Below are 9360 nucleotides of genomic sequence, written 5' to 3'. Positions count from 1 at the left end.
TATTTATATTAAGATATAGAGATATAAACTTCTTATGTAAGATAAATTTATAAAATAATTATTTTTGTATTTCAAGCTTTGTAATCTTAGCTTGTTCTTTCTATAAATGGTTTTTTCAGATAGACTGATGGTAAAATGGTAATTTAAAATTACTAGAAATTTGATAAAAATATTAATATATAATCAACTTAAAGTTTTAAGAGGTTGTCCGGAAACAAGTAAAGACAAGTTACATGATATTAATATCTTGGTATATTAAATATTATGTTATAATATTTAATAAAGTTAATTGATATGTGAGTGTAAGAATTATGGAAATAATATCGTTAAATAACTTAGACAGCGCAGGAATAAAAACAAAGTTGCTTTATATAATAAATAAAATTATAGAAAAAAATGCTTGGACTCAGGCTTTTGCAGCTGAGAAACTTGGTATTGATCAGCCAAAGGTATCGCAAATTAAAAATGGTAAAATAGATGGTTTTTCTTTAGAGCGATTGTTAGGATTTCTAAAAAAACTTGATCATGAGATAACAATCACGATGACAGAAAGCCAAGAAATAAAATCTGAGGCAGAAAAAGTAAAACATGAAGTTGAATCGCAATAGATACAAAGTTGACAACTTGTTTTTTGTGATATAGTATAAAACTTATTAAGGTAGTATCTTATGGCTGAGTCTATTGTAGAAAAGTGTATAGAACGGGTAAGTAACCGTTTCAAATTGGTTCTGTTGGCAAGTCAAAGAACACATGATTTAAATACAGGGGCAAGTAATCCAATTCAAGCAGCTAAGTTTAAAGGTCATAAAAATACCATAGTTTCCTTACATGAAATAGCAGGAAAACAGGTGGATACTCATGAGCTGTTTAGCCTTTTGGTAGGTAGATGCAAGGAATACATGAAAGGAAATATGAATAATGTTTACAGCAGTAATACAAGTAAGCTAGCGAATTTATTAAATTTTTCTGATAACACAGATCTTGATGCAAGTCAAGAAAGCCAAGATTATGAAGTGGATGGTGAAATAGATGATGAAATAAATGATCAAGATGGCGATGAAGAAGTATCCGTTTAGAAATCTACTGAAGTCACATAGTCTTTAAATGATTTGCATTGCTATCTATACACTGTTGTTCTGTATGAGTGTAATGTTGTGTTGCATAGTGTCTAAGTCAAATGATGTGTACAATAAGGTTTTAGCGTTCAATAATTTCTCAACGCAAGTAGTTGTACTTATAACAGCAATATCAATCATTCTGAATAATTTTTTTTTAATTGATATAGCATTGTTGTATGCTAGCGTTAGCTTTATATCAACTATAGCACTAATGAGATTAATGTTGTTTTGATAATTTATGATAGGATCCATTTTCATATTTTTAGGTATTTGTTTGATAATTATTTCAAATATAGGGGTGATCAGATTTCCTGATTTCTATACTAGGTTACATGCAGCAGGTATTACAGATTCTAGCGGTGCAACGTTATTGTTAATTGGTTTTGCTTTGCAGAATGGATTTTCAATCAATACTGTTAAAATAGTATTATTAATTTTTATAATATGGGTAGCTAACTCAACTAATAGCTATATTTTAGCGCGCACTCATTATAAAGTTAAGAAAAAAACTGTTAAAGAAGGCTAAGGTGTTAGAAATATTAAATGTAGTGTTACTTTTGTTGTTACTAACAGTTACGGTTTTTATAGTTTTCTCGCGACATTTAGTCGTAAGTGCTGTTCTAATGTGTGTATTTAGTTCACTGATTGCGCTTATATACTTAATTATGAATGCACCTGATGTTGCAATTACTGAAGCTTCTGTTGGTGCGGGGCTCAGTACAGTTTTTACGTTTGCAGCACTCTCCTTGATAAAGAATCATAAAGTAAATCTATCTCATAACCCTATAACGCTTTTTTTTATGTTATTTCTGGCTGTATGTTTGTCATATTTTATGATTCAATTGCCAGATTTTGGCAGCCACAATGCTCCGATCCACTTGCATGTTGCTCCTTATTATGTGGAAAATACCGAAAAAGCTACCGGTATTCCTAATATAGTGACAGCTATTTTGGCAAGCTTTCGTGGTTATGACACGTTTGGAGAAACTATAGTAGTTTTTACTGCTGCGCTTTGTATAACGTTGATATTAAAAGAAGAAAAAGAAAATGATTAAAGATCCGATATTAAATGCAGTAACATTTTTGATGATACCTTTTATCATTTTATTTGGTTTATACATACAATTTCACGGTGATTACACTCCGGGTGGAGGTTTTCAAGCAGGAATAATTATTGCCTCCGGGATAATATTATATTCAATGCTATTTGGTGTATCTACAACTCTAAAAGCAATACCTTATTCTGTGATTAGATTGACTAACGTGTTAGGTATTTTAATTTATGGAGGAACGGGCGTTGCAACAACTTTACTTGGCCAAAATTTTTTATCTTATGATATCTTGTTAACCAATAATAGAACCGGTCAAAAATTAGGTATTTTTTTGGTGGAATTAGGTGTAGCATTTACTGTCTGCTCCTCTATGTTAATTATATATATAAATTTTGCTCGTAGGAAAAAACAATGACTTTATATAATTATACGATTATTATTGTATTAATGGTGCTAGGTTTATATATTATTATAAACGATAAAAATTTAATCAAGAAAATGATAGGGGTAAGCGTCTTCCAAGCATCTGTTTTGTTATTTTACATATCTCTAGGATATATAAAAAGTTCCTTGCCTCCTATATTGGTTTCAAATTTTTATTCATATAGCAATCCTATACCCCATGTTTTAATGCTTACTGCTATAGTGGTTGGAATTGCAACATTTTCAGTTGGATTATCCATAGCAGTAAAAATGGAAGAAAAGTATGGAACAATTGATTAAGACAAGTGTACATAAATTAACAGTATCTTAAACTATATGAAGTAACAAATAGCCACAAGTTAAAAGTAAAATTATAGACTTGCTCGTTGTAAGTTTGTTTGTTAATAAGAAATAAAATTATAAACTATAAAGGTAATGATGTCAACTATTAATGATGCAGAAGATAAGAAAAAAATTACCAAAGATCTGGTAACTAAGAGTATAAAAAAGGGTGGTTTTATCACCTTTGATGATATAAATGATAAATTATCAGATGAAAATTTTTCGTCTGACTTTATAGATGATGCTATATCTTTATTGCAGGATTCCGGAATTAATGTGCTTGAAAGTAGCGAAGATGAAGAAGATATTCCTTCCAACAGTGATGATAGTAAACTTGATGATGATGACACATCGCCAAATGTTACTGCAACTTTAGTACAAAATGATGATCCAGTGAGGATTTATTTACAAGACATGAGCTCCGTAAAGCTTTTATCAAGGGCAGGTGAAATCGAGATAGCAAAAAAAATTGAATCTGAAAAGCATAACATGTTACGTGCAATAATTGAAACATCAGTAACATTAAAGGTGATAAAAGTATGGCGTGATGATTTAAGTAATGGAGCTCTCTTACTGAGAGAAATTATAGATCTGGATGCAATTTATAACTCTGATTTTAATGTGGTACCCAAAGAAGAAAGTGAAGAGAGTGAAGAAAGTGCTGAAGATGTTGAGGATTCTGAGGATGTTTCTGAAGATGCTGAGTACTGTAGTGATGATGAGAAAGACGGTAATAATGAAGATATAAGTTCAGTCAATTTAAATGTTTCTATTCTTGAAATGGAAAGTGACTTATTGCCAAAGGTCATAGTTGCATTGGATGAGATAATTACTTTAACAAATGAAGCGTTGATATTAAGAAAAAATTCTAAAAATTTCTCTAATGAGCTAGAAAATTTGTATAATCAAATATGGTCTATAGCATTACAAATTAAGTTAAGTGATGCTGCTGTTGCCAGAGTTACACAAGAACTTTATAAGATAAATAGATCCATTACGCTTGAAGAGGCTAATCTTATTGCTGAGGCTAGAAAATACGATATCGATAGAGAAAGTTTCTATAAAGTTTATGATGACGTGCTTTTAAAGCACGAATTGAAAAAGATAAGTCTTTTAAAGATCAATGAAAATCAGTCCTCTTTTACAGGTGAATTAAAAAACAAATTTTTAAGGTTTATAGACGATAACTCTGAACATATAGCTAGTACCTTGAACGGTATTAAGCAGCATATACAGGAAGATAACGTACAAGAATTTAAGGAGCTAATCAAGAGAATACAAAAACACGAACGAGAAGTCTCTGAAGCAAAGCAAGAAATGATTAAGGCTAACTTAAGGCTAGTAGTTTCCATTGCTAAGAAGTATTCAAAAAGAGGCCTTGATCTGCTTGATTTGATACAAGAAGGCAATATTGGTCTTATGAAGGCCGTGGATAAGTTTGATTACAAACGTGGATATAAATTTTCAACTTATGGCACTTGGTGGGTAAGACAATCAATCACTAGAGCAATACCTGAGCAGTCTAAAGTAGTTAGAATACCAGTTCATATGGTGGAAATTATCAGTAAAATCAACAGAGCATTAAGAAAGATGACTCATGAGATGGGAAGAGAGCCGACGTTAGAGGAATTGAGTGTAGAACTGACAATGCCACTGGAAAGAATACGCAAAGTTATGAAAATAGCAAGGGATCCAGTAAGTCTTGAAGCTCCAACAGGAAAAGATGATAGTAGTACCTTTGGTGATTGTATAGAAGACAAGCGAGTCTCCAGGCCAGAGGATGCTGCAATACTTGCTGACTTGCGTGGCATTACAACCAATGTTCTTGCAACTTTAACACCAAAGGAAGAAAGAATTTTAAGAATGCGTTTTGGCCTTGGTAAAGATGGGAAGGAACATACCTTAGAAGAAGTAGGAAAAATTTTTAATGTAACACGTGAGAGAATTAGGCAAATAGAGGCAAAAGCACTGCGCAAGTTGAAACATCCAAGCCGTGCTAGAAAACTTAGAGGGTTCTTTTAAGTATACGTGTCAAGTTAAGAAGAAGCTGATTTTGCCCGGAAAAAGTGGAGAGCAAGTTAGGCCAAAGTTGTATAATTTCACCGCTATTTTTCTTTTTCTATGAATCTAATGAAACAACATGCTAATCTACGGTAAATATTATGACAAACAAAAATGACAATTCTAATTCAAAGTATAGAAATTTTTATGTTCTGGGTGATAGCTTATCCGATAATGGCGCAATCATTGGAATTTTAAATAATTTATCCTTTGCAAAAAGCGTAAAATTTGATGATCCTTTTTATCAAGGAAGATCTTTTAGCAATGGCCCTACTGCTGTTGAATATATAGCAAAATATTTAGATTTAGATGAATTTAAACCTGGGTGGAGTTATTCATTTTTTGGGAGATGCCACGAACAGCAAGGTCAGAATTACGCAGTTTCATATGCAACAGCATCTGAAATTTTTGACCCTATTTTTTCTTATTTCTTCAATAAATTTCGTTTAGCTAACCAGCTAGATGCGGTAATTAAACATCATCCAGATATAGGTAAAGAAGATTTATTTTGCATCATAATCGGCGGAAATGATGTTATGGTTGCCACTGCTTATGACGATACTAAAGCGGAAGAAGTGTTGGAACAAGCAGTGAGTGAAATATGTAATGCACTTAAGGTTCTAAATGAACATGGTGTTAAGCATGTAGTTGTTGCAAATGCACCTGAAGTTGGCTCAATACCAGCTTTTAATAGAGATGAAGAAGCAAGGGAACTAGCTACAAAGCTCACGGAGAGTTTCAATGCAAAACTGGCTAAAGGCTTAGATTATATGAAGAAAAGTACAAATCTTGAAATAAAAGCATTTGATCTTAACTCTAAAATGAGAAGTATGTTTAGCGAATACAAGAGCAAAGGTTTAAATTGTCAAGATGCATGCACATCGAACATTGCAGACCAAGTTGGGAGATTTAAAGAAAATATAAAAATACTCTTAAAGTTGATATTTAAAGGGGAACTTGACGTTCACTATAACCCTGGGTGTAGCAAAGAAACACTAAAGGATTATTTCTTTTTTGATTATTTCCATCCAACTGCGGAACTTCATCATGAAGTTGGTAATGAAGTGTATGAGTTGATTTGACACAGTTTTTTGAACATATCCTTTTAAATAGTAACCAGACTGCATTCTGTGATTTTTAGCAAAACACGATCTTTCATTTGAGCTTTCTTCAATTTAAAATAAATACAGAAAATTGCTGCCTATAGCTAAACTGACTTAGATTTACCGATAATTTGAAAAACCGTCATCCCGCTACTATATAGTTATTGATATATATTTTCTTTTAAGCTCTTGGTTTTGATCGATAAATGTAATCATTTCATCTTCTAAAGTTTTAATTTGATTACGTAAAATTGCAAGAAGTTCCTCTATTTGTTTGATTATAGATGTATCAGTTACCTGTTGGATTTGGGTTTTTTGTATTTTTGCTATTTCTACAAGTTGGTTTCTACGAGATAATTTTTGTTTCAAGCAATCAATATTACCATTACTAACTGTTAAAGGAGTAACACGCATATCTGTATTATTAATATAACGTGAGATGATACTGCAGTCTATTTTATCAGTTTTTGTAGTAATACCAAGGCTTTTAGCATAGTCTCTCCCACCTTGGTTGAATGACGTACACCTCAAAACCATTGCTTAGTAAAGTATAGGCACATAATTTTTCGTATCCACCAGTTGCCTCAAGACCAATTTTGGTTACATTATGCAAACGTAAAAAGTCCAGCATTTCATCAATGGATTGTACATTGTTTTCAAATATTTTATAATGCTCAAGTGGGTGAATGTGGAGATCTAATTTACTTTTGCTAACATCAATGCCAGCAATAATGTTTGATGAATTCATAATTCCTCCGTAATAATAACATATACTGCATTTTCCAGCCTTATATACGAGCCTAAAAGCTCAATCAGTTGTTCGGAACTTTCAGTATAATAAACCAGAGAAGAGAACCTTGCTGAACAACGATTCTTATAATCAAGGGGCGTGACGATTCCTCTTCTCTGTGTGTCTTTAATCTCACTACTTTGATATTTATAAAGACTTGTTCTTAACATATAAGGGAAGTGTCCTCTAGGTGAGATTGTGGAGCATTCGTTGCAGCATTTGGCTGTTCAATTACGCTAGTTGATTCTTTAGGTATACTATTTCCTTCAAAATTTCCATCTTTTTATTATGTTCTCTTTAGCATTTTGAGAGTGAATTATTCTAGTTTTGATATTTAAACGTTTTGTATCTGCTGTAATGATTTCACTTCCAGTTTGCTATTCTTTACATATTGAATTGCAAGCACTAACGCTTTACTTCCGGAAGCTGTGGTGCTGTAAGCTATATTTTGCAAAATAGCAGTTCTCCTGATATCTTTGCTGTCTGAGGCTGACTTTACACCTTTTGAAGTATTAATCACTAGATTTATTTTTCCATCTTTGAGCATATCAACTATGTGGGGTCTGCCTTCTCTTACTTTATTTACAGCTTGTGCAGCAATGCCGTTATTGTTCAGATACGAAGCTGTGCCTTTGGTGGCATATATTTCAAAACTCAGTTCTTTCAACATTCGTGCAACTGGCAATATATACTTTTTATCATCATCTTTTACTGAAACCAGAGCTGTTCCTTCTGTTGGTAACTTGTATCCTGCAGCCATGTGCGTTTTTGCAAGTGCAGCTTCAAATGATGAGTCAATTCCCATCACTTCTCCTGTTGATTTCATTTCAGGACCAAGTAAAGTATCAACTCCTGCAAAGCGGGTAAATGGAAAAACAGCAGCTTTAACTGCAAAATGATTGAAAGGCTTGTTTTCCTGATTCAATTTTTTACCCAAAATAACCTGAGTGGCAAGCTTTGCAATAGGAATATTGATTACCTTGGAAATAAAAGGAACGGTTCGACTAGCCCTTAAATTCACTTCAAGTATGTATACATCACTAGACCTCTTGCATAACTCGATTTCTGAAGGCAATTTTGTCGTCAAAGCTTGTCTGCGCTCCTCAAATACATTCGAGTATTCTGTGGTGCTCATCTGCACTTTTCCTAAAGATTTCTCATCACAAACAGGTTCTGCAAGAGGTCTATTCTCTTGAACAGCAAACTGAATGTTTATCAGACCTTTCACTTTTAATGCTAATGCTATTCTCTCAGTTTGGAGCTCGATCTCTTTTATTACTTCGTCACTCAATGTATTTGTCGGTATTGAGCATGTTGAATCACCAGAGTGGATACCAGCTTCTTCAATATGCTCCATGACCGCTGCAATGAAAACTTTTTCCCCATCACATACAGCATCAACGTCAACCTCAACTGCATTGACTAAAAATTTATCAAGAAGCAGCGAACCATGCTCAAAGATTTTAGTTTGATCTAAGACGTACTCTTTAAAGCTCTGAGTATCGTGTCTAATCGACATAGACTGACCGCCGAGGACATATGATGGCCTGACTACTAGTGGAAACCCCACCTTTTCTGCGTTGGTTAACGCTTCTTCTACTGAATGGCAGATAGAATTTTCAGGTTGTTTTAAATTAAGTTGCAAAGCAAGGTTTTTAAACCTCATGCGATCTTCTGCAAGGTCAATAGAATCAAACGAAGTTCCCAGAATTTTGAAACCTCTCTCGTTAAGCACTTTGGCTAACTTTAAAGGTGTTTGACCGCCTATTTGAACTATTACACCAACCAGTGTGCCATTTTCTTGCTCTTTACTTAGTATTTCAAGCACATCCTCTGCAATGAGTGGTGCAAAATATAAACGATCAGCGGTATCGTAGTCAGTTGAGACAGTTTCGGGATTACAGTTGATCATTATTGTTTCATACCCCATTTCTTTGGCGGCAGAAGCTGCATGTACGCATGCATAATCAAACTCAATACCTTGACCAATGCGATTTGGACCACTTCCTAAAATGACAACCTTTTCTCGGTCAGAAATATTCGCCTCACATTCCGTTTTATTTTCAACATCACCCTCATAGCAGCCATACATATAAGCAGTGCTCGATTCAAATTCAGCTGCACAGGTGTCTACGCGTTTATAAACTTGTTTAATGCCAAATTTTTTTCTTATTTCTTCGATTTGTTTTACTCGATCTCCAGCGTGTAACGCTGGCTGGATCCCAGTGTCACGCACTGGGATGACATTAGAGGGTACTGGAATGACAGAGGTAGGTCTATTACTTAACTTTGCTAATCTTGCATCTGAAAATCCCATTTTTTTCAGCTCTAACATTTCGTACGCAGTTCCAGGAAATCCATTTTCCTTGATTTTTTGTTCAGTTAATATAATTTGCTGTATATTTTGCAGAAACCATAAGTCATATCCTGTAATCGAATTTATTTCTTCTATGCTAATTCCGTGGCGCATT

The 9360-nt window shown here is 33.6% G+C and carries 11 protein-coding genes and 1 pseudogene; 9 read left to right on the top strand and 3 right to left on the bottom strand.

The genetic code is table 11. The features are described 5' to 3' along the window. Positions 1–311 precede the first annotated feature (311 nt). The 9 genes from WG67_RS05675 to WG67_RS05635 all read left to right on the top strand — a co-directional run bounded on the left by WG67_RS05675 (position 312) and on the right by WG67_RS05635 (position 6078). The gene (locus WG67_RS05675) at positions 312–608 is read left to right on the top strand and encodes a helix-turn-helix domain-containing protein (RefSeq protein WP_010081926.1); all 297 of its coding nucleotides are present in this window, start codon (positions 312–314) and stop codon (positions 606–608) included. A gap of 60 nt (positions 609–668) precedes the next feature. Next, positions 669–1076: a DNA-directed RNA polymerase subunit omega gene (rpoZ, locus tag WG67_RS05670; RefSeq protein WP_007548528.1), complete on the top strand. Its 408-nt coding sequence runs from the start codon at positions 669–671 to the stop codon at positions 1074–1076. Positions 1077–1104: 28 nt separating this feature from the next. Continuing rightward, positions 1105–1350, top strand: a complete 246-nt coding sequence (locus WG67_RS06505; RefSeq protein WP_007548527.1) for a monovalent cation/H+ antiporter complex subunit F — start codon at positions 1105–1107, stop codon at positions 1348–1350. Positions 1351–1356: 6 nt separating this feature from the next. Further along, positions 1357–1644, top strand: coding sequence for a monovalent cation/H(+) antiporter subunit G (gene mnhG, locus WG67_RS05660; protein ID WP_006279703.1), 288 nt, complete (start codon positions 1357–1359; stop codon positions 1642–1644). A gap of 1 nt (position 1645) precedes the next feature. Further along, positions 1646–2173, top strand: coding sequence for a DUF4040 domain-containing protein (locus WG67_RS05655; RefSeq protein ID WP_015589497.1), 528 nt, complete (start codon positions 1646–1648; stop codon positions 2171–2173). After that, on the top strand, positions 2166–2585 hold the full coding sequence (locus tag WG67_RS05650; RefSeq protein ID WP_006279705.1) for a Na(+)/H(+) antiporter subunit B: 420 nt from the start codon (positions 2166–2168) through the stop codon (positions 2583–2585). Before WG67_RS05655 ends, WG67_RS05650 begins: the two co-directional genes overlap by 8 nt. Then, complete coding sequence (locus tag WG67_RS05645; protein WP_006279706.1) at positions 2582–2893, top strand: cation:proton antiporter subunit C; 312 nt, start codon at positions 2582–2584, stop codon at positions 2891–2893. The genes WG67_RS05650 and WG67_RS05645 overlap by 4 nt, the downstream gene beginning before the upstream one ends. Before the next feature lie 138 nt (positions 2894–3031). Continuing rightward, positions 3032–4957 carry an RNA polymerase sigma factor RpoD gene (gene rpoD / locus WG67_RS05640; RefSeq protein ID WP_070357027.1) on the top strand — a complete coding sequence of 642 codons (1926 nt, stop codon included), beginning with the start codon at positions 3032–3034 and terminating at the stop codon, positions 4955–4957. 140 nt (positions 4958–5097) lie between these two features. Next, on the top strand, positions 5098–6078 hold the full coding sequence (locus WG67_RS05635) for an SGNH/GDSL hydrolase family protein (protein WP_010082050.1): 981 nt from the start codon (positions 5098–5100) through the stop codon (positions 6076–6078). 180 nt (positions 6079–6258) lie between these two features. On the opposite strand, the pseudogene WG67_RS08880 reads toward WG67_RS05635, so the two are convergent. The 3 genes and pseudogenes from WG67_RS08880 to carB form a co-directional block, all read right to left on the bottom strand. Then, positions 6259–6847, bottom strand: a pseudogene (locus WG67_RS08880) (IS110 family transposase); the annotation flags it as partial. After that, positions 6844–7059, bottom strand: coding sequence for a hypothetical protein (locus WG67_RS06500; RefSeq protein ID WP_080717592.1), 216 nt, complete (start codon positions 7057–7059; stop codon positions 6844–6846). The pseudogene WG67_RS08880 and the gene WG67_RS06500, both read right to left, overlap by 4 nt. 164 nt (positions 7060–7223) lie before the next feature. Next, positions 7224–9360: carbamoyl-phosphate synthase large subunit (carB, locus tag WG67_RS05625; RefSeq protein ID WP_458694939.1), on the bottom strand; the 2137-nt coding region annotated here is incomplete at its 5' end.

The sequence above is a fragment of the Wolbachia endosymbiont of Drosophila incompta genome, assembly GCF_001758565.1.
GTDB lineage: Bacteria > Pseudomonadota > Alphaproteobacteria > Rickettsiales > Anaplasmataceae > Wolbachia > Wolbachia pipientis.
This window is presented reverse-complemented; position numbering and strand designations above follow the sequence as displayed.